This window comes from Streptomyces sp. NPDC026575, assembly GCF_055567415.1.
Genome location: NZ_JBVHQM010000012.1, coordinates 23,036 through 42,430 on the forward strand (window position 1 = coordinate 23,036; position 19,395 = coordinate 42,430).

General features: G+C 72.2%; 20 protein-coding genes. 11 read left to right on the plus strand and 9 right to left on the minus strand.

What is annotated here, in order from left to right; translation table 11 throughout:
• Positions 1-11: 11 nt before the first annotated feature.
• The 4 genes from ACZ4NB_RS18330 (at position 12) to ACZ4NB_RS18345 (ending at position 3,464) form a co-directional block, all read left to right on the plus strand.
• The gene (locus ACZ4NB_RS18330) at positions 12-932 is read left to right on the plus strand and encodes a F0F1 ATP synthase subunit gamma (RefSeq protein WP_393493318.1); all 921 of its coding nucleotides are present in this window, start codon (positions 12-14) and stop codon (positions 930-932) included.
• Positions 933-937: 5 nt separating this feature from the next.
• The gene (atpD, locus tag ACZ4NB_RS18335; RefSeq protein ID WP_467662672.1) at positions 938-2,380 is read left to right on the plus strand and encodes a F0F1 ATP synthase subunit beta; all 1,443 of its coding nucleotides are present in this window, start codon (positions 938-940) and stop codon (positions 2,378-2,380) included.
• 107 nt (positions 2,381-2,487) lie between these two features.
• On the plus strand, positions 2,488-2,871 hold the full coding sequence (locus ACZ4NB_RS18340; RefSeq protein WP_030981912.1) for a F0F1 ATP synthase subunit epsilon: 384 nt from the start codon (positions 2,488-2,490) through the stop codon (positions 2,869-2,871).
• A gap of 149 nt (positions 2,872-3,020) precedes the next feature.
• Positions 3,021-3,464 carry a DUF2550 domain-containing protein gene (locus ACZ4NB_RS18345; protein WP_384434156.1) on the plus strand — a complete coding sequence of 148 codons (444 nt, stop codon included), beginning with the start codon at positions 3,021-3,023 and terminating at the stop codon, positions 3,462-3,464.
• 217 nt (positions 3,465-3,681) lie between these two features.
• Here the strand turns inward: ACZ4NB_RS18345 and ACZ4NB_RS18350 are convergent, their stop codons facing one another.
• Positions 3,682-4,371, minus strand: a complete 690-nt coding sequence (locus tag ACZ4NB_RS18350; RefSeq protein WP_467662674.1) for a response regulator — start codon at positions 4,369-4,371, stop codon at positions 3,682-3,684.
• Positions 4,368-5,603: a sensor histidine kinase gene (locus ACZ4NB_RS18355; protein WP_467662676.1), complete on the minus strand. Its 1,236-nt coding sequence runs from the start codon at positions 5,601-5,603 to the stop codon at positions 4,368-4,370. Before ACZ4NB_RS18355 ends, ACZ4NB_RS18350 begins: the two co-directional genes overlap by 4 nt.
• 172 nt (positions 5,604-5,775) lie before the next feature.
• Here ACZ4NB_RS18355 and ACZ4NB_RS18360 point away from each other — a divergent pair, with 172 nt between their 5' ends.
• Positions 5,776-6,363: a hypothetical protein gene (locus ACZ4NB_RS18360; protein WP_467662678.1), complete on the plus strand. Its 588-nt coding sequence runs from the start codon at positions 5,776-5,778 to the stop codon at positions 6,361-6,363.
• A gap of 58 nt (positions 6,364-6,421) precedes the next feature.
• Here ACZ4NB_RS18360 and ACZ4NB_RS18365 read toward each other — a convergent pair whose 3' ends face one another.
• The 3 genes from ACZ4NB_RS18365 to ACZ4NB_RS18375 are packed head-to-tail and all read right to left on the minus strand — an operon-like array spanning position 6,422 to position 8,554.
• The gene (locus ACZ4NB_RS18365) at positions 6,422-6,994 is read right to left on the minus strand and encodes a cob(I)yrinic acid a,c-diamide adenosyltransferase (protein WP_393493306.1); all 573 of its coding nucleotides are present in this window, start codon (positions 6,992-6,994) and stop codon (positions 6,422-6,424) included.
• Positions 6,995-7,004: 10 nt separating this feature from the next.
• Positions 7,005-7,760 carry an ABC transporter permease gene (locus tag ACZ4NB_RS18370; RefSeq protein ID WP_467662680.1) on the minus strand — a complete coding sequence of 252 codons (756 nt, stop codon included), beginning with the start codon at positions 7,758-7,760 and terminating at the stop codon, positions 7,005-7,007.
• 8 nt (positions 7,761-7,768) lie between these two features.
• On the minus strand, positions 7,769-8,554 hold the full coding sequence (locus ACZ4NB_RS18375) for an ABC transporter ATP-binding protein (protein WP_467662682.1): 786 nt from the start codon (positions 8,552-8,554) through the stop codon (positions 7,769-7,771).
• Positions 8,555-8,634: 80 nt separating this feature from the next.
• Here ACZ4NB_RS18375 and ACZ4NB_RS18380 point away from each other — a divergent pair, with 80 nt between their 5' ends.
• The 4 genes from ACZ4NB_RS18380 (at position 8,635) to ACZ4NB_RS18395 (ending at position 13,663) form a co-directional block, all read left to right on the plus strand.
• Positions 8,635-9,276, plus strand: a complete 642-nt coding sequence (locus ACZ4NB_RS18380; RefSeq protein ID WP_467662684.1) for a TetR/AcrR family transcriptional regulator — start codon at positions 8,635-8,637, stop codon at positions 9,274-9,276.
• A gap of 197 nt (positions 9,277-9,473) precedes the next feature.
• On the plus strand, positions 9,474-10,322 hold the full coding sequence (locus ACZ4NB_RS18385; protein ID WP_399149584.1) for a 3-hydroxyacyl-CoA dehydrogenase family protein: 849 nt from the start codon (positions 9,474-9,476) through the stop codon (positions 10,320-10,322).
• Positions 10,323-10,449: 127 nt separating this feature from the next.
• On the plus strand, positions 10,450-10,791 hold the full coding sequence (locus ACZ4NB_RS18390) for an STAS domain-containing protein (RefSeq protein ID WP_393493292.1): 342 nt from the start codon (positions 10,450-10,452) through the stop codon (positions 10,789-10,791).
• A gap of 310 nt (positions 10,792-11,101) precedes the next feature.
• Positions 11,102-13,663: an ATP-binding protein gene (locus ACZ4NB_RS18395; protein ID WP_467662686.1), complete on the plus strand. Its 2,562-nt coding sequence runs from the start codon at positions 11,102-11,104 to the stop codon at positions 13,661-13,663.
• An 80-nt stretch (positions 13,664-13,743) separates the two neighbouring features.
• Here ACZ4NB_RS18395 and nucS read toward each other — a convergent pair whose 3' ends face one another.
• Entirely contained in the window at positions 13,744-14,406 is a 663-nt protein-coding gene (gene nucS / locus ACZ4NB_RS18400; protein ID WP_384432143.1) for an endonuclease NucS, read from the minus strand.
• Positions 14,407-14,655: 249 nt separating this feature from the next.
• On the opposite strand from nucS, the gene ACZ4NB_RS18405 reads away from it, so the two are divergent.
• Positions 14,656-15,048 carry an SCO5389 family protein gene (locus ACZ4NB_RS18405; RefSeq protein ID WP_393493283.1) on the plus strand — a complete coding sequence of 131 codons (393 nt, stop codon included), beginning with the start codon at positions 14,656-14,658 and terminating at the stop codon, positions 15,046-15,048.
• 140 nt (positions 15,049-15,188) lie between these two features.
• Here the strand turns inward: ACZ4NB_RS18405 and ACZ4NB_RS18410 are convergent, their stop codons facing one another.
• Positions 15,189-16,238 (minus strand): LLM class flavin-dependent oxidoreductase, encoded by a 1,050-nt coding sequence (locus tag ACZ4NB_RS18410; RefSeq protein WP_467662689.1) that lies wholly within the window; start codon positions 16,236-16,238, stop codon positions 15,189-15,191.
• Between the two features lie 188 nt (positions 16,239-16,426).
• Here ACZ4NB_RS18410 and ACZ4NB_RS18415 point away from each other — a divergent pair, with 188 nt between their 5' ends.
• Positions 16,427-16,744 carry an ATP/GTP-binding protein gene (locus ACZ4NB_RS18415; protein WP_467662691.1) on the plus strand — a complete coding sequence of 106 codons (318 nt, stop codon included), beginning with the start codon at positions 16,427-16,429 and terminating at the stop codon, positions 16,742-16,744.
• 21 nt (positions 16,745-16,765) lie between these two features.
• On the opposite strand, the gene ACZ4NB_RS18420 is transcribed toward ACZ4NB_RS18415, so the two are convergent.
• Entirely contained in the window at positions 16,766-17,680 is a 915-nt protein-coding gene (locus ACZ4NB_RS18420) for an ABC transporter permease (protein WP_467662982.1), read from the minus strand.
• 437 nt (positions 17,681-18,117) lie between these two features.
• Positions 18,118-19,374, minus strand: coding sequence for an ABC transporter ATP-binding protein (locus ACZ4NB_RS18425; protein ID WP_467662693.1), 1,257 nt, complete (start codon positions 19,372-19,374; stop codon positions 18,118-18,120).
• Between the last annotated feature and the right edge of the window lie 21 nt (positions 19,375-19,395).

Sequence of the window (19,395 nt, forward strand, 5' to 3'; positions counted from 1 at the left end):
GGACCTGATCCATGGGAGCCAAGCTCCGGGTCTACAAGCGTCGCATCCGCTCCGTCACCGCGACCAAGAAGATCACCAAGGCGATGGAGATGATCGCCGCCTCGCGCGTCGTCAAGGCGCAGCGCCAGGTGGCGGCGTCGACACCGTACGCGAGTGAACTGACCCGCGCGGTGACGGCGGTTGCCACGGGCTCGAACACCCAGCACCCGCTGACGACCGAGGCGGAGAAGCCGTCCCGGGCCGCGCTGCTGCTCATCACGAGCGACCGCGGCCTGGCCGGCGGCTACTCCTCCAACGTCATCAAGGCCGCGGAGCAGCTCACCGAGCGGCTCAAGGCCGAGGGCAAGGAGGTCGACGCGTACATCGTCGGGCGCAAGGGGGTGTCGTACTACAGCTTCCGCGAGCGCAAGGTCGTGGAGTCGTGGACCGGCTTCACCGACAGCCCGTCGTACGCGGACGCCAAGGCGATCGCCGCGCCGCTGATCGAGGCCGTCCAGAAGGACACCGCCGAGGGCGGCGTGGACGAACTCCACATCGTCTTCACCGAGTTCATCTCGATGATGACGCAGACGGCGCTCGACGACCGGCTGCTGCCGCTGTCCCTCGACAAGGCGGCCGCGGAGTCGGCGGAGTCGTCCAAGGGCGAGATCCTTCCGCTCTTCGACTTCGAGCCGTCGGCCGAGGACGTCCTCGACGCCCTGCTTCCGCGGTACGTCGAGTCGCGGATCTACAACGCGCTCCTGCAGGCCGCCGCCTCCAAGCACGCCGCCACGCGACGTGCGATGAAGTCGGCGACCGACAACGCAGAAGAGCTCATCAAGTCGCTCTCGCGGCTTGCCAACGCGGCCCGACAGGCCGAAATCACCCAGGAAATCAGCGAGATCGTCGGTGGCGCCAGTGCTCTGGCCGACGCGACCGCGGGGAGTGACTGACCACTATGACCACCACTGTTGAAACGGCCACGGCAACGGGCCGCGTCGCCCGGGTCATCGGCCCGGTCGTCGACGTGGAGTTCCCCGTCGACGCGATGCCGGAGATCTACAACGCGCTGACCGTCGAGGTCGCCGACCCGGCCGAGGCCGGCGCCAAGAAGATCCTGACCCTTGAGGTCGCCCAGCACCTGGGCGAGGGCCTGATCCGTGCCATCTCCATGCAGCCCACCGACGGCCTGGTCCGCCAGGCCCCGGTGACCAACACCGGCGCCGGGATCACCGTCCCGGTCGGCGACATCACCAAGGGCAAGGTGTTCAACACCCTCGGTGAGATCCTCAACAAGCCGGAGGCGGCTGCCGAGGTCACCGAGCGCTGGCCCATCCACCGCAAGGCCCCCGGCTTCGACCAGCTTGAGTCCAAGACCGAGATGTTCGAGACCGGCGTCAAGGTCATCGACCTGCTGACCCCGTACGTCAAGGGCGGCAAGATCGGTCTGTTCGGTGGTGCCGGTGTCGGCAAGACCGTTCTGATCCAGGAAATGATCTACCGCGTGGCGAACAACCACGACGGTGTGTCGGTGTTCGCCGGTGTCGGCGAGCGCACCCGTGAGGGCAACGACCTCATCGAGGAAATGACGGACTCCGGCGTCATCGACAAGACCGCGCTGGTCTTCGGTCAGATGGACGAGCCGCCGGGCACCCGTCTGCGCGTCGCGCTGGCCGGTCTGACCATGGCGGAGTACTTCCGCGATGTGCAGAAGCAGGACGTGCTCTTCTTCATCGACAACATCTTCCGCTACACCCAGGCGGGTTCCGAGGTCTCCACGCTGCTCGGCCGTATGCCGTCCGCGGTGGGTTACCAGCCGAACCTGGCGGACGAGATGGGTCTGCTGCAGGAGCGCATCACCTCGACCCGCGGTCACTCGATCACCTCGATGCAGGCGATCTACGTCCCCGCGGACGACCTGACCGACCCGGCGCCGGCCACCACCTTCGCCCACCTGGACGCGACCACCGTTCTGTCGCGCCCGATCTCGGAGAAGGGCATCTACCCGGCGGTGGACCCGCTGGACTCGACGTCCCGGATCCTGGACCCCCGCTACATCTCGCAGGACCACTACAACTGCGCCTCGCGCGTCAAGACGATCCTGCAGAAGTACAAGGACCTCCAGGACATCATCGCGATTCTGGGTATCGACGAGCTGGGCGAGGAGGACAAGCTCACCGTCCACCGCGCCCGTCGTATCGAGCGGTTCCTGTCGCAGAACACCCACGTGGCGAAGCAGTTCACCGGTGTCGACGGCTCGGACGTCTCGCTGGACGAGTCGATCACCGCGTTCAACGCGATCGCGGACGGTGACTACGACCACTTCCCCGAGCAGGCGTTCTTCATGTGCGGTGGCATCGAGGACCTCAAGGCCAATGCCAAGGAGCTGGGCGTCTCCTGACCCCGGCACGGTATCGGGGGCGGCCCTGGCCGCCCCCGGTCCGTACGACCACTAGTATTTGACCCAACATCTGCCGAACCAGGCAGGTGGAGACCCGAGGAGCCATCGTGGCTGAGCTGCACGTCGAGTTGGTCGCCGCGGACCGTCAGGTCTGGTCCGGCGAGGCCAGCCTGGTCGTCGCGCGCACCTCGTCGGGCGACATCGGCGTCATGCCCGGACATCAGCCGCTGCTCGGCGTGCTGCAGTCGGGCCCGGTGACGATTCGTACGACCGGCGAGAGCGGGGACGGCACCGTCGTCGCCGCCGTGCACGGCGGCTTCATCTCGTTCGCCGACAACAAGCTGTCTCTGCTCGCGGAGGTGGCCGAGCTGTCGGACGAGATCGATGTCCAGCGCGCGGAGCGGGCCCTGGAGCGAGCGAAGTCGGACGCTGACGCGGCCGCCGAGCGTCGCGCCGATGTCCGACTGCGTGCGGTGACGGGCGTTCACTGAGCCCCGCCACCGACGAGATCGATCCTCAGCCGCGGGCTGCCCGGGAGTTCCCCGGAGCGGCTCGCGGCTGAGGCAATGCAGGTGCGTTTCCCTCCCCCACGCTTCGACGGCGCGGGGGCACCCCCAACGAGGCGAGGAGGTCGGTCGAGATGGTCCTCGCTCTGCTTGTGAGCGGCGCGGTCGTGGTGCTGGTGCTGGTGGGGCTGTTCGTCTTCGGACTGAGGCGGCGGCTCATCCAGCGGTCCGGAGGCACCTTCGACTGCAGCCTGCGCTGGAACGTGCCGGAGGACGAGCCCAGCGGCAAGGGCTGGATCTACGGCGTGGCGCGCTACAACGGTGACCGGATCGAGTGGTTCCGGGTGTTCTCGTACGCGCCCCGGCCCCGCCGTCTCCTGGAGCGCTCCGCCATCGAGGTCCTGCAGCGCCGTACCCCGCAAGGGGAGGAGGAGCTGGCGCTGCTCTCCGACTCCATCGTGCTGGCCTGCGGGCACCGCGGCACCCGCCTGGAGCTGGCCATGAGCGAGGACGCGCTCACCGGCTTCCTGGCGTGGCTGGAGGCGGCGCCGCCCGGCCAGCGAGTCAATGTGGCTTGAGGCAGCGAAGCTCGTTGGTGGAGCTGCCCCCGGACGGAGTCCGGGGGAGGGGGGAACGTGGCCTGACGGGCGCGGCCGGTAGCTGACGGGCGGCGGGCCAGTAGGGGAGGGGCGAACAGATCCCGTAGGGGATGCGAGGGCCCCCTGCGGGGCCACAACGCGGGGGTCGGGGAGGGTATTCCCCGGGGCTCGCGAGGAGTCCGGCGGGGTCATCCCGCTACGGCCCGTCCACTCCCAACTCCTGTGCCAGTACGGCGGCCTGCACCCGGCTGCGCAGATCGAGCTTGGCCAGCAGCCGGCTGACATGCGTCTTCACGGTGGCCTCCGCCATCGCCAGCCGCAGGGCGATATCGGCGTTCGACAGCCCCCGCCCCAGACACCCCAGCACCTCCCGCTCGCGCGGCGTCAGCGCGTCGAGCACCGCCGGATCCGGCGCCGCACCGTCCCGGGCCGGCCGGGACGCCGTACGGGGGCTGGCGAACTCCGCGATCAGGCGCCGGGTCACCGCCGGCGCGATCAGCCCCTCGCCGGACGCCACCGTGCGCACCGCGGTCAGCAGCGCCGCCGCGTCGCTGTCCTTGAGCAGAAAGCCGGCGGCCCCCGCCCGCAGCGCTCCGAAAACGTATTCGTCCAGGTCGAAGGTGGTCAGCACCAGCACGTCCGCCAGCTGCTCGGCGACCACCTGGCGGGTGGCGGAGACCCCGTCGAGGCGGGGCATCTGGATGTCCATGAGGACGAGGGCGGGGCGCAGCTCGCGGGCGAGCCGTACCGCCTCCTCGCCGTCCTCCGCCTCCCCGACCACCTCGATGTCGGGGGCGGAGCGCAGGATGAGGACCAGCCCGGCCCGTACGGCGGACTGGTCCTCGGCGACGAGAACCCGGATCGGCTGCGCGTCGGCGCCTGTCATCGTTGCTCTTCCTCCTCGGCGGCGGGCAGCGCTGCCCGCACCAGCCAGACTCTGCCGGCCGGCCCGCTCTCCGGGCCGGCCTCGAATGCCCCGCCCAGCAGGGCGATCCGCTCCCGCATCCCGACCAGGCCGGCGCCGGAGCCCGGCGCGCGGGGACCGGGCCGGTCGGCGAACGGGCTGCGGACGGTGACGGTGAGCGCCCCACCGCGCTCATGGGCGAGGCGCACCCGCACCTCACCGGGCGCGGCGTGCTTGAGCGCGTTGGTCAGGGACTCCTGGACGATGCGGTACGCGGCCAGCTCGGCCGGCGCCGTCGGCCGCGGCCCGCCCGGTAGGCCGTCCGGCCCGCGGGCGTCGTCCAGCACGAAGGTCAGGCCGCTGCTCGCGCCGTTCGCGCGGGCCTGGGCGAGCAGCGCCTCCAGCCCGTCGAGGGTGGGGGTCGCGGCGGGCTCCTCCGCCTGCCCGGTCGCCTGGGGGTCCCGCAACAGGCCGATCAGGCGGCGCATTTCGGCCAGACCCTGCACGCTGTTCTCACGGATCACCCCGAGCGCCTCACGGGTCGACGACGGGTCGTCGATGGACTGCGCGGCGGTGGCGTGGATCGCGATGGCGGACAGGTGGTTGGCGACCATGTCGTGCAGCTCCCGGGCCATTTTCGCGCGCTCGCCCGCCACCGCCTGGGTCCGGTCCATCTCGGCCAGCAGCGCGATCTGCTCGGCGCGCAGGCGGGCGGACTGGGCGGCGTCGCGGTGGTCGCGGATGATGACGCCGGTCCAGGCCGGGGCGATGGTGATCAGCGCGGCGGCGATGACGGCCATCACGACCTGGGGGCTGTGCCACAGGGCGGTCAGGGCGATCGCCGCCAGCACCGTCACCAGGACCGAGTGCAGCGGGATCCGGCGGGCCGCGGCCGGCGGGCCGTAGAGCACCGCCGCGTAGACCACGTCCGTGAACATCAGGACGGTGGCGACCAGCGTGCCGGCGCAGATGTCCAGTGCCAGCGCCGGCACCGCGACGGCCAGCGCGGTCATCGGGGCGGTACGGCGCATCAGCTCGGCCGCCGACATCGCGGCGAGCGCGACGAGGGTGAGCGCGGGCGGCAGCCCCAGGCGCGGGGGGCCGCCGTGCAGATCCATCGCCCACAGCAGCAGTCCGCCGAGCAGCCCGCCGCATGCGATGAGCACATCGAGGCGGTGCGGCCGTCCGACGGCGGCGGGGGATCTGGCGGTCACCCCTCCATCAAACACGGCGCCGGGGTCCGCTGCCTCCACGTCGGGGTCATCCCCGCACCTCGCGCGCTACATCGAAAGATGCAGTCGCGGATCGTCGTGTGCGACGACGTTCCGGGCGGCGGCCGCTGGGAGGCTTGAGGCGTTCGACGGAGGGGCGGGAAAGGAGACAGCCGTGGTCGTCACGCTGATCATCGCGTGTGAGGTCGGCTTCTGGGTGCTGCTGGCGGCCGGGTTGGCGCTGCGCTATCTGGCGAAGATGCCGCGCACCGGGGCGGCGGTGCTGCTGATGGAGCCGGTGCTGGAGCTGGTGCTGCTGATCGTCACCGCGATCGACCTGAAGAACGGCGCGTCCGCCGACTGGAAGCACGGCCTGGCCGCCCTCTACATCGGTTACACCGTCGCCTACGGCCACTACACGATCAAGTGGGTCGACGGGCACTTCCTGCACCGCTTCGCGGGCGGCCCGCCGCCGGTCAAGCCGCCCCAGTACGGCCTGGCCCGCGCCCGGCACGAGGGGATGCTCTGGCTGCGCACGGTGCTGTGGGTGGCTATCGCCGTCGCGCTGCTGCAGATCGCCATCTGGTACGTCGGGGACGACGGCGACATCGCCTCGCTGCGCGAGTGGCAGGGCACCTCGATGCGGATCCTGATCATCCACGGGGTGATCGCGGTCTCCTACCTCCTCTGGCAGAAGAAGGACCCCGCCAAGGCCGCCGCCCAGCAGACGGCGGACCGGCCGGAGCACAAGACGCTGCGCTGAGCGGTGCCCGGACGCTCACCGCCGGGCACCCCTCCCGCACTCCTTCGCGCCGGCGCCGTCAGCGCTCGCCGCCCGGTACCCACAGCACGTCCCCGACCTCCTTGTTGGCCGTACGGGCCAGGATGAACAGCAGGTCGGAGAGGCGGTTGAGGTAGGTGGCGGTCAGCGGGTTCATGGTGTCGCCGTGCTCGTCCATGGCCGCCCAGGTGGAGCGTTCGGCGCGGCGGACGACCGTGCATGCCTGGTGCAGCAGGGCCGCGCCGGCCGTACCGCCCGGGAGGATGAAGCTGCGCAGCTTCTCCAGCTCCGCCAGGAAGCGGTCGCACTCCGCCTCCAGCCGGTCGATGTACCGCTGCTCGACGCGCAGCGGCGGGAACTCGGGGTGCTCCACCACCGGGGTCGACAGGTCGGCCCCGACGTCGAAGAGGTCGTTCTGCACCTGCAGCAGCACGGTGGCGACCTCCTCCGGCAGCGAACCGAGCGCCAGGGCCACACCGATCACCGCATTGGCCTCGTTGGCGTCCGCGTAGGCCGCGATCCGCGAATCGGTCTTGGCGGTACGGCTCATATCGCCGAGGGCGGTGGTGCCCTTGTCGCCGGTGCGGGTGTAGATGCGCGTCAGATTCACCATGGGTGCGAGCCTACGCCGCGGCTCTGCTGAAGGCCCGGGTGCACAGGGTCACGGACAGCGCGGCGAAGCCGAGCGCGACCAGGACGCCGCAGGCCAGGGCCGAGGAGGCGTACGCGCCGACGAACGCGGCCCGCACCGCGTCCACGAGATAACGGAACGGCATGAAGTGCGAGAGCACATCGAGCCACTTGGGCCCCAGTGACATCGGCAGCATCAGCCCGGACAGCAGCATCGACGGCATGGTCAACGCGTTGACGACCGGCGCGAACCCCTGCGGGGCGGCCACCTTCATGGCCAGCGCGTACGACAGCGAGGCGAGCGCCACGGTCAGCACGGCGACGAAGCCGAAGCCGATGAGGATGCCGGGCAGAGGTGCCCGCAGCCCCATGGCGAGCGCGGCCAGGACCAGCAGGGCGGCCTGGAAGACGAACAGCGCGGCATCCCGCAGCACCCGCCCCAGCAGCAGCGCCAGCCGGCTCACCGGCGTCACCCGCATCCGCTCCACCACCCCGTACTGCTTCTCGACGATCAGGCCGAAGCCGCAGAACGAGGCGCCGAACAGGGCGAGTTGGAGCAGCAGACCGGGCACCAGCACCTGCCAGGAGCTGCCGGCGGAGGTCAGCGGCAGACCGGTCAGCAGCGGGCCGAAGAAGAACAGATACAGCAGCGGCATCAGCACGCCGAAGAGCATGTGGAGCTTGGAGCGCAGCGTCTGGCGGGCGTAGCGCCCGAAGATCAGCGCGATGTCGGACAGCAGGGACGGCATGGGGGCTCCTAGGCGGCGGCCGGGGCGGTGTCCTGGGCGGGGGTGCGGCCGCGCCCGGTGATGGCGAGGAAGGCGTCCTGCAGGGACGCGTCGGGGGAGCCGGCGTGGGTGCGCTTGAGGGCGTCCGGTGTGCCCTCGGCGACCACCACGCCCTTGTCGACGATCACCAGCCGGTCGGCGAGCGCGTCGGCCTCGTCGAGGTAGTGGGTGGTCAGGAAGACGGTGGTGCCGTGGTCGGCGCGGATGCGGCGGACCAGCTCCCACAGGTCGGCGCGGCTGCCCGGGTCGAGTCCGGTGGTCGGCTCGTCCAGGAACAGCACCTGGGGGCGGTGGGTGAGGCCCATCGCGATGTCCAGCCGGCGCCGCTGGCCGCCCGACAGTGCGGCGGTCTTGCGGTCGAGCAGTTCGCCCAGGCCCAGATCCGCGGCCAACTCCTCGGTCCGGGCCAGGGCCTCGGCCCTGCCGAGGCGGTAGAGGCGGGCCTGGGTGAACAGCTCCTCGCGTACCGAGACGTTCGGGTCGACGCCACCGGACTGGGCGACGTACCCCGACGCCCGACGCACCCCCGCCGGGTCGCCGGCCAGGTCGCAGCCGGCGACGGTGGCGCTGCCGCCGGTGGGTGCCAGCAGGGTCGTGAGCATCCGCAGGGTGGTGGTCTTGCCGGCGCCGTTGGGGCCGAGGAAGCCCAGGATCTCGCCGCGCTCGGCGGTGAGGTCGATGCCCCGGACGGCTTCGACGGTGCCCTGTTTGGTGGTGAAGGTCCGGGCGAGACCGGACGTGCTGATGACTGCCATGGCCATAGAAAAACAGAGAGACTTAAAAATTGCAATGCCACCAAAATTTCAGAGAGTCCACCGATGGGTAGGATCAGGACATGGCAGAGGGACTCAGGGAGCGCAAGAAGCGGCAGACCCGCCAGTACATCTCGGACCTGGCGACCGGGCTGTTCATGGAGCGCGGCTTCGACGCGGTGACCATCGCGGAGATCGCCGAGGCCGCCGAGGTCTCCGTCAACACCGTCTACAACTACTTCCCGGCCAAGGAGGACCTCTTCCTCGACCGGGGCAAGGGCCTGGTCGACCGGCTGTCGCGGTTCGTGCGGGCGCGGGCCGCGGGGGAGTCGGCCGCCGCCGCGGTGCTGCGGGAGCTGCGCGAGGAGGTGGTGAGCGTCTCGCCCAAGGTCGGGCTGATCGAGGGGTATGACCGCTTCATGAAGGTCGTCCACGGTTCGGCGACCCTCCAGGCCCGCCTGTGGCACCTCCAGCGGGAGCAGTACGAGGACCTGGAGGTCACGCTCAGGCAGGAGACCGGCGCCCCGGACGGCGACCCGATGCCCGGCCTGATGGCCGGCCAGATCGGCTGGGTGCACCAGACCTTGATGACCGCCATCGTCCAGGAGATGCTCGCCGGCCGTAAGCCCGCGGAGGTCTCCCGCGAGGCCCTCGCCCTGCTGGACGAGATCGAGGAGCTGCTGAGCGAGCGGGTCCTCAACTACGCCGTACGGGCGGACGGCTGACCTCTGCCGGCGCTCGCCGGTGTGATGTCCGCAATACAAAATGGCCGGTGCGGCCCGAAGGCCCTCGTTACGGGGCGGTGGTCGGGTGACGGGCGGGCGTGACGCGCATCTCTAACCCACCAAAGGATCGCCGACGACCGCTAACGTCACCCAAAGACCGACAGGCTTTCAAATGCACAGGGTGTGAGGGGACAGCAGTGGCAAAGAAGCTCGCCGTCATCGGCGCCGGACTGATGGGTTCCGGTATCGCGCAGGTATCCGCCCAGGCCGGCTGGGACGTCGTCCTGCGTGACGTGACGGACGGGGCGCTGGCCCGCGGCAAGGGCGGCATCGAGGCCTCGTACGAGAAGTTCGTCGCCAAGGGGAAGCTGGCGGCCGCCGACGCCGAGCAGGCGCTGGCCCGCATCACCACGACGACCGACCTGGAGGCCGCCGCCGACGCCGACATCGTCGTCGAGGCCGTCTTCGAGCGGATCGACGTCAAGCGGGAGATCTTCCAGACGCTGGACAAGCTGGTCAAGGACGAGGCCGTGCTGGCCTCCAACACCTCCGCGATCCCGATCACCAAGATCGCGGCGGCCACCTCCCGCCCCGAGCGGGTCGTGGGTACGCACTTCTTCTCGCCGGTGCCGATGATGCAGCTGTGCGAACTGGTCCGCGGCTACAAGACCAGTGACGAAACCCTCGCCACGGCGCGGGCGTTCGCCGAGTCGGTCGGCAAGACCTGCGTCGTCGTCAACCGCGACGTGGCCGGCTTCGTGACCACCCGGCTGATCGCCGCGCTGGTCGTCGAGGCCACCAAGCTCTACGAGTCCGGCGTGGCCAGCGCCGAGGACATCGACACCGCCTGCAAGTTGGGCTTCGGCCACGCGATGGGGCCGCTGGCCACCGCCGACCTGACGGGCATCGACATCCTCATGCACGCCACCGACAACATCTACACCGAGTCCCAGGACGAGAAGTTCGCGCCGCCGGAGCTCATGCGACGGATGGTCGACGCGGGCGATATCGGCCGCAAGAGTGGGCAGGGCTTCTACGAGCACTGATGCCGCGTCAGGTCGATGGGCCTGCGGGGGTCACCCCATGGGGTGAAAATCGGTATCGGTTCGCTTACAGGCGGCAACTTCGCCGTACGAGAGGCAGTCAGATCTGTAGACGTCCATGCACGAACCCATGACTAGGGGAGCGCATATGCACATCAGGGGCGACCACGCCGAGCTGGTCGTCGGGGGCCGCCTCGACGTCCGCAGCGCGGCGGACGCCCGTACGGCCCTGCACACCGCCGTCGACTCCGGTCGGGGCGACCTGGTGCTGGACCTGACCGAGCTGGATTCCTGGGACGCCACCGGCCTCGGCGTGATCATGGGCGCGCACCGTCGCGCCGGCCGGGTCAACCGCAGGCTGGTACTGCGCGGAGTGCCCCCGCAGATGCAGCGCCTGCTGGTCGCCACCCGGCTCCACCGCATCCTCGCCATCGAGGGCGGCATCGAAGCGGAATCGCTTCCCCGGGTGTGAGGGGCGGGCCGCGGCCGCCCCTCGGGGGACGCCCGGGACCCGGGCGTCCCCGGGGAGAGCGCAGAGCGCACAAAGCGCTGTGAAGCGTGAACCATCGAACGGCAGAAATGTCGTATACCACGTGATACCGGCCAATCCCGGAAGTTCCGGGCAGGAGCCGCCCCCGGCGGTGCAATGTTCCGTCCTCCAGGTCTAAGGTTCGGTTCCCGCCCGTGTGTCATCACCCGCGGCGGGCACCGGACCGGACACGACAGCGAGAACGACCTGTCGGAGCCGGCGGAGTGGAACGAAGCATCTGGGAGCTTGCAGCATGGACCCGAACACCCACCGGGGCCCCGAGGAGTACGGCGAGCAGGACACCCCTGCCGAGCCGCCGGCCCCCGCGTTCGGCGGCGCGCAGGGCGGCTCCGGCGGGCTCTCCCGCGTCGTCCGGCTCGTCTCGGGCCCCTACCTCGTCACCGTCAACCCCGTCGACGGCAGTGAGATAGAACCCTGCCCGCCGGGGGAGCGGCCCGCGGCACCCGGCAAGCTCGACGAGGAGGAGCGCACCGCGGCCGACCGCGCCGCCGCGCCCCCGCCGCCCCCGGGCCCGCCCGGAGCCACCGGGCACGACGCCCCGCTCGAAGAGCGCACCGAGGACATCGAGCGCCTGGTCCGGCTGCTCTCCCGCGGCCGCTCCGTCCGCGTCACCGGCCCCTCGGGCTCGGGCCGCACCCGGCTGCTGGACGCCGTCGCCACCGCCTGCGCCGGTCTCGCGCCCGACGGCGTGGTCCGGCTCTCCGGCTACCACCGCAACGCCACCGACGTGCTCTACGCGCTCTTCGCCGCCGTGCACCGCGCGCCCGCGCACCGCCCGGACCGGCCCGAGATGCTGCGGATGGTCGCCGAGATCGGCGCGATCGTCGTCCTGGACGACCTGGAGTTCGGCGGTGCCGCGCTCGACGAGCTGCTCGACGCCACCCCCGAGTGCGCCTTCCTGATCGCCGCCACCCCCGACGTCGCGGCCCCCAGCGCCGGCTCGCACCTCGAAGAGGTCTTCCTCGGCGGCATCGGCCGCGCCGGCTGCGTACGGATGCTGGAGCGCGCGCTGGACCGCTCGCTCAGCGAGGACGAGACGGCCTGGGCCGCCGACCTCTGGTTCGAGTCCGAGGGGCTGCCCCTGCGGTTCGTGCAGGCCGCCGCACTGCTGCGGCAGCGCGAGGCGCTGCACGACGGCCCCGGCGCCCTCGACGACGGCTACGGCCTGTTCCCCGAGGAGGGCCGCGAGTCCGGCGGGGACACCGGGTCCGGCGAGCGCCCCGAGGTGCCGCTGCCGTCGCTCGGTGCGGCCGCCGCCCCCGCCCCGCTGCTCGCCTCCCGGCTGAGCGCCGCCGCCCAGGAGACGCTGCGCTTCGCCATCGCGCTCGGCGGCGAGCTGCCGCACCCGGCGCATCTGCCGGCCCTCACCCAGGACACCCACGCCGACGCCTCCCTCGGCGAGCTGCTGGCCTGCGGCCTGATCAGCCCCGTGGGCGGGCACTACCGGCTCGCCGCGACCGTCTCGGACCAGCTGACCGCCGCCGGCTACGCCGAGGGCTCCGCCGCCCGGGCCCACACCGTCGCCCAGCACTACGCCTGGTGGGCCGGGCACCCCTCGGTCACCCCCGAACGGGCCGCCGCCGAGGCCGATGTGGCGCTGGCCGCGATGAGCGTGCTGACCGGGAGCCGGGAGAGCGGCCACGCCAGCGCCGCCGTGCTGCTGGCCCGTACGGCCGCCCCCGCGTTCGCCGCGGCGCTGCACTGGAGCGCCTGGGAGCGTGCCCTGCGGCACGGCCAGGAGGCCGCGCGGCTGGCCGGCGAGGTCGCCGAGGAGGCCTACTTCCACCACGAACTGGGCGTGCTGGCGCTGTGCAGCGGCAGTGTCGACCGGGCGCGCGCCGAGCTGGAGGCGGCCATCGGGCTGCGCGGGGTGCTCTCCGACCGCAACGGCGCGGTGGCCGGGCGGCGGGCGCTGGCGCTGGTCACCGACCGCGCGCGGGCCGCCTCGGCGGCGACCGCGGTCGTCCCGCAGGTCACCGCGGCCGCTGCCCCGCAGCCGGCCGCGCCCAAGGAAGCGGCCGCCGCACCCTCCGACGCCGTCTCGACCGCCAAGCTGCGCCGGCCCGCCGCGGGGGCGGCCGCGTCCCCGCTCGCCGCCCGCAGCGCCGCGCAGACCGCCGCCACCGCGGTCGTCCCGGCGGCCACCATCAGCGGCGCCGGCAGCGGCACGGGCACCGGCACCGGCAAGGCGGCCAGGCTGTTCGGCGGGGCCCGCCGCAACCTCGTGGCCGCGGGCGCCGGTGCGCTGCTGGTGGCCGTCCTCGGCACCATCGTCACCCTCGGCGCGACCTCGGGCGGCGACGGCGCCCCCGACGACAAGGTCAGCACCGAGCAGACCACCGACGACAGCACCCCTGACCTGCCGGCGGAGGAGCCCGCGACCGGCTCCGACCGGCCCTCCGCCAGCCCGGGCACCTCCCGGCCCGGCGGCGCCTCCCGCTCCGGCAGCCCGTCCCCCTCGTCCAGCGGCCCGGCCACCAGCGGCTCGCCGACCGACCCCGGCACCGAGACGGCGGACCCCACCACCGGCCCGACCGAGCCGACCGCGCGGCCCACCCGGCCCACCGGACGGCCGACCCGGCCCACCCATCCGCCGACCGCCGAGCCGACCGACCCGACGCCGACCGAGCCCACCGGCGAGCCGACGGAGCCCACCCCGACCGACCCGTCGTCGGAGCCCCCGTCGCAGAGTTCCGCCGCGTCCTCGATCGGCAGCCCGACGGCGAGCGGCTCGTCCGCCGGGAGCGGCTCGCCCGGCGCCGCGGACGGCACGGAGAGCGCGCCGGCCGCCTGACGGCCCGTACGGACAGCGCAACGGCCCGGTACACACGTACCGGGCCGTTGCGCTGTGTCCGTGCCGCAGGAGCGGCGGGGTCAGAACAGCCGGAGCTTGTCGTCCTCGATGCCGCGCAGCGCGTCGTAGTCCAGTACGACGCAGCCGATACCGCGGTCGGTGGCCAGCACCCGGGCCTGCGGCTTGATCTCCTGAGCGGCGAAGACGCCCTTCACGGGCGCCAAGTGCGGGTCGCGGTTGAGGAGTTCGAGATAGCGGGTGAGCTGCTCGACGCCGTCGATCTCGCCACGCCGCTTGATCTCGACCGCCACGGTCTGGTTATCAGCGTCCCGGCACAAGATATCCACCGGGCCAATGGCAGTGGGGTATTCACGCCGAATCAGGGAGTAGCCCTCGCCGAGGGTCTCGATACGGTCCGCGAGCAGCTCCTGGAGGTGCGCCTCCACGCCGTCCTTGATGAGCCCCGGGTCGACGCCCAGCTCGTGGGAGGAGTCGTGCATGACCTCCTCAAGGGTGATGATGAGCTTCTCGCCACCCTTGTTCTCCACCGTCCACACGCTGCCGTCGCCCTCCTTGAGAGTGCAGGGCGGGGACATCCAGTTAAGGGGTTTGTAGGCGCGGTCGTCCGCGTGAATGGAGACCGAGCCGTCCGCCTTCACCAGGATGAGGCGCGGGGCGGAGGGGAGATGGGCGGTGAGCCGGCCCGCGTAGTCCACGGAGCAGCGGGCGATGACGAGACGCATGGGGCGTCACGCTACTCGACCGGAGGCCCGCTGCGCGATTCGCCCTGGACCACGGTGCCTTTACGGGGGAAATCCCCGCACCCCCGGCGTTCGCCATTGGCCGGTTGTATGTGCAATCTCCTGGTGCGGGCCTCTTGCGCGGCATACCGTTGAAGCGGGGGGTTGTGAGGCGATCACGCTCCGTCGCGGAACCCCTAGTCCCGTCCCTAGGCCCCGTCCGTCCCGGCGGGGCCGCGAGAGGAGAACCTCATGTCGCTCGACGTCTCACCGGCCCTCCTCGAACAGGCCGAGCGAGGCGAGGTCGACGAAGCCGCATTTGTCGACTGCGTCCGGAAATCCCTGCCTTACGCATGGGGGATGATCAGCTCTCTGGTGGCCCAGCTGAAGGTGGACGGCGGAGAGTTCGCCGACAATCAGACGCCCCCGCCGGACGAGCAGGCGCGCGGCCAGTTGCTGCGTGCACTGGCGAGTGACGCCATCCGTGGTTCGCTCGAGCGCCACTTCGGTGTGCGGCTCGCCTTCCAGAACTGCCACCGGGTCGCGGTCTTCCCGCTCGACTCGGCGGTGGACGACCGCCTGGCCCGATTCACCTCGATCCGGGGCCAACTGCTGAACCAGTCGCCCGAACTCCGCGACTGCTGATCGGAGTTGCTGCCGCTGCGTACGAGGGGCTGGGCGCGCTCCGAAACGCTGTGCCAGCGGCAGCACCACCGCGAGCCCGGACGATGACACCTTCACGGCACGGCGCCGTCGCACGCCCGACCGCGCCGCACCGGGCGGGCTCACCCCAGCTGCGGCATGACCTCCGTGCCCAACCGGCGGACGTTCTCCTCCGTCGCCGCGAGATCACCGGAGCCCTCGACCAGCAGCGCGAAGCGGGTGATGCCCGTACGCTCCGAGGACGCCGCCAGACGGTCCGCGCACAGGCGCGGCGGGCCCACGGGATGCAGCCGGCACAGCAACTCCGTATAGGCCAGTGGATCGCGCATCGCGCGGTAGCGGCCGTCGACCGTCACATGCGCGCCCAGCCCCTGCCGCAGCCAGCCGGGCATCGCCTTCGTCAGGGTCTCGGTCGCCCCCGCGCGGCCGTCCGCGACCTGCACCACGCCCGCCGAGACATGCTCGGCCGCGGCGATTTCGTCGCCGTCCCGGCCGGCCTCCCGCGCGGCGGTCCGCCACAGCGCGACCATCTCCGCCTTCTCCTCGTCGCCGCAGTGCATGCCCAGCAGCATCGGCAGCCCGCGCTCGGCGGCCATCCGCACCGACGAGGGGGAGGTGCAGGCCACCACCACCGGCGGACCCGGGGGCACCGTGCAGGGATCGTCCGGATCGCCCAGCGCCTGATCCGGCCGCGGCACCACCGCCACCTCCCGGAAGGCGTAGCGCTCGCCCTGCGCGCCGACCCTGGGCTCGCGCAGCCAGCGCAGCAGCAGATCGAGCGACTCGGGGAAGCCGTGGTCGTACGCCGCGAGCCCGGCGCCGAAGACCTCCAGATCGACCCAGGGGCCGCCGCGGCCGACACCGAGCGTGAAACGGCCGTCGGAGGTGAGGTGCAGCAGCGCGGCCTGCTCGCCGAGCGCCACGGGATGCTGGGTGGGCAGCACGCTCACCGCCGTCCCGACGCCGATCCTGCGGGTGCGGCCCAGCAGCAGCGCGGCCAGGGTCACCGCACTCGGGCAGACGCCGTACGGCACGAAGTGGTGTTCCGCCAGCCAGACGTCATCGAGCCCGGCCTCCTCGGCGACCTCCGCGGAACGCACCGCGCGGTGCAGTGCCTCCCCCTGTCCCTGACCGGGGAATTGAGCGGCCAGGATGAAAGCCCCAACGCGCATCGCTCTCTGCCTCCTCGCAGCCGACGCGACTCCCCCCTTACAGGCAACAACGGCTGACACGTGCCAAGGGCACGGCCTGGCGCGGAATTTCCCGATGATCGCAGAATCCCGTCGCGCGGCGCCTACCCCCGACGGCGCCGCGTACGCTGGTGACAGCCCGTGACCCCGTACGCATCCCGAGGTGTTCTGTGTCCCCGCGTCGAAACCGCCAGCGCGGCGGTGCGAAGCCCATCGACCGCACGGGCGGTGACCGCTACGGCCTGGAGCAGACCGAGGAGTGGCGCGGCGAGGACTGGGTCGTGCGGCAGGTCGGGGGCGGCGGCGCGGCCAAGCACTACCGCTGCCCCGGCTGCGACCAGGAGATCCCGCCCGGGGTCCCGCATGTGGTCGCCTGGCCGCGGCACGGCGACGTCGACGACCGCCGGCACTGGCACAAGGCGTGCTGGAACGCACGGGACCGCCGGAGCGCGCGGCTCCAGCGGTCCCGGAACGCGCCCCGATACTGAGTACCGAGCGCGTGGTGCGCGTCAGACGTCGCGCTGGGCGAGGGCGGCGTAGGCACCGCCCAGTACCACCGCGGTCACCCCGGCGAGGATCCACAGCGGAGTCCAGCCGGACGGGCCGGTGCTGAGGAACGGGATGTCGTAGAGCGTGGCCAGGGCGCTGGGCACCGAGTACTCGATCAGGGCCCGCTGGACCTCCTTGACGCTCTCACCCTGCAGGAACAGCGCCAGCAGCATCGGCAGCAGCACCACTCCCATCATGGTGCTGATGGCGCCCGCGGAGTGCCGCAGCAGCGTGCCGACGGCCAGCGCCAGCAGACCGAGGAGCGCCACGTACAGACCGGCGCCGACGGTGGCGCGCAGCCACTGGTCGGCGGTCGGCGCGGGGCCATTGAGCATCGCGGAGTCCAGCAGCGCCACCAGGGAGGTGGCGACCGTCGTGATCACCAGCGCCAGCGTGAAGAAGACCAGCGCCTTCGCGGTCAGCACCCGCATACGGCTGGGGCAGGCGGTCAGCGTCGTACGGATCATGCCGGTGCCGTACTCCGAGGAGATCGACAGCACGCCGAGGGTGATCACGCACAGGCTGCCGAGCAGTACGCCGACGAAGCCGACGCCGAGCAGCGGGTCCATCTCGCGGTCGGAGCCCGCCGCGACGGTCCCCAGCAGACCGATGCCGACGATCAGCAGCAGCATCACGCCCAGCGTCCAGATCGTCGAGCGCACCGAGCGGATCTTCGTCCACTCGGAGGCCAGCGCATGGCCGAGGTGGGTCGGGCGCACCGGGATCGGCGAGGTGTATCCGCCGATGCCCGGTCCGGCGTAACCGGGCTGGGGCTGGTGCGGGGCCGGCGGCTGCGCTGCCGGGGCGGGGCCCTGGGCCGGGGGCTGGGCCGCGGCCGGGGGCTGCGCGGCGGCCGGGGGCTGGGACTGGAGCATCATCGTGCCCGCGTCCTTGCCGGGACCGTGTGCGGCGAGCGGCCGGGGCTCGGGCATCGGCTGGGCCTGGAGCATCATCGTGCCCGCCTGCCCGGCCGGGGCGGGCTGACCGGGCGCGGGCTGCTCGGGCGTCGGCTGCGCCTGCAGCATCATCGTGCCCGCCTCCTTGGCGGGGGCGGGCCCGCCGGGCGCCGGCTGGGCCTGGAGCATCATCGTGCCGGCCTCTTTGGCGGGCGCGGGCGCGGGCGCGGGCGTGGGCTGCGCCGGCGCGGCCTGCTGGTCGGCCGGCTGCTCCGGCCGGCCCTGCGGCTGGGGCGGTGCGGCCGGCGGTGCGGTGGGCGGCATCGGCGGTGCAACCGGCATCGGCTGCTGCGGTGCGCCGGCGTCATGCGGTCCGCGCTCAGGCTGCGGCTGGGGCTGCGGCTGCTGAGGGCTGGTCATCGGGCGTCCTCGTTCTGCGGCGTGGGCAGGGGTGCGGGGGCACCGGCCGGCGCGGGGTGCCCGGCGGCGGGTGCGGAGTCGAGCGTGGGGGAGGGCTGCTGCCCGTAAGGGTGGGGTGCGCCGTACGACGCGGGTGCCCCGTACGGGTGACCCTGTGCCGGCGGCGGATAGCCCGGCCCCGGGGCGGCGGCGGGCACCTGGCCGTAGGGAGCCTGCTGGGCGTACGGATTGGGCTGTTCCTGGCCGGGCATCGGGGGCCGGCCACCCGCGTACCCCGGGACGCCGCCCTGCGGGGCGTACCCGGCGGCGGCCTGCTGCAGACCGGCCCGCGGATCGTTGGTCGAGCGGTAGTCCACGGCGGCCTGCGTCATCCGCATATACGCCTCTTCCAGGGACGCCTGGTGCGGCGACAGCTCCCAGAGCCGGACATCGGCCTCGTGCGCCAGATCGCTGATCCGGGGCAGCGGCAGTCCGGTCACCCGCAGCGCGCCGTCCGGCTCCGGCGTCGCCCGGCCGCCCGCCTCACCGATCGCGGCGGTCAGCTTCTCGCGCTGCTCCGGCTCGGTGTCCGGGGTGCGGACCCGGGCGAAATCGGCGGAGTTGGCCGAGATGAAGTCCTTGACCGACATGTCCGCCAGCAGCTGTCCGCGGCCGATCACGATCAAGTGGTCGGCGGTCAGCGCCATTTCGCTCATCAGATGGGAGGAGACGAAGACCGTGCGGCCCTCGGCCGCCAGCTGCTTCATCAGGTTGCGCACCCACAGGATGCCCTCGGGGTCCAGGCCGTTGACCGGCTCGTCGAAGAGCAGCACCTGCGGATCGCCGAGCAGCGCCGCGGCGATGCCCAGGCGCTGGCCCATACCGAGCGAGAAGCCCTTGGAGCGCCGGCCCGCGACGTCCTGGAGGCCGACCACGCCGAGCACTTCGTCGACCCGGCGGGCGGGGATGCCCGACAGCTGGGCGAGCGAGAGCAGGTGCTGGCGCGCGCTGCGGCCGCCGTGCACGGCCTTGGCATCGAGCAGCGCGCCCACCTGGCGCGGGGCGTTGGGGAGGCTGCGGAACGGGCGGCCGGCGATGGTGGCGTGCCCCGAGGTCGGTGCGTCCAGGCCCAGGATCATGCGCATGGTCGTCGACTTGCCGGAGCCGTTCGGCCCCAGGAAGCCGGTCACCGCACCCGGCCGTACCTGGAACGACAGGTTGTACACGGCCGTCTTGGCGCCGTAGCGCTTCGTCAGGCCGACTGCCTCGATCATTCTCCGCCCCTCGCGAGATGG